Annotated in this window: 1 protein-coding gene; it reads left to right on the plus strand. The window is 63.9% G+C overall.

What is annotated here, in order from left to right:
- Positions 1–181: 181 nt before the first annotated feature.
- Positions 182–352, plus strand: a 171-nt coding sequence (locus tag AADR41_RS42625) for a transposase (RefSeq protein ID WP_342287837.1), incomplete at its 3' end; no start/stop codon positions are given.

Consider the following 352-nt stretch of genomic DNA (forward strand, 5'->3'; position numbering starts at 1 on the left):
CACGAACCGCTCATGCACAGCTTCCAGTTCACTCGCCCACAACCTGACATCAGCAAGGTCCCCACCCACAACCACACCAACGACCGACCTGGCCATCAGTCACGGCAAGCACCGTTGCAGTACTAGGCACTGTTTCTCGGATCTCCTGACACAGTCGGGGTGTTGGGGACAGGCTGACTGTATGGGCCGTGGTGATCTGACGAGTGCGGAGTGGGATCGGCTGGGGTCGTTCTTACCCCCTGGTGGTGCGCGTGGAGGTCGGTGGAGCGACCACCGCCGGGTCATCAACGGGGTTCTCTACCGGGTGCGGACCGGCGTGCAGTGGCGGGATCTGCCGGAGCGGTTCGGGCCG

The sequence above is a fragment of the Streptomyces sp. CLV115 genome, from assembly GCF_038448545.1.
GTDB classification, from domain to species: domain Bacteria; phylum Actinomycetota; class Actinomycetes; order Streptomycetales; family Streptomycetaceae; genus Streptomyces; species Streptomyces sanglieri.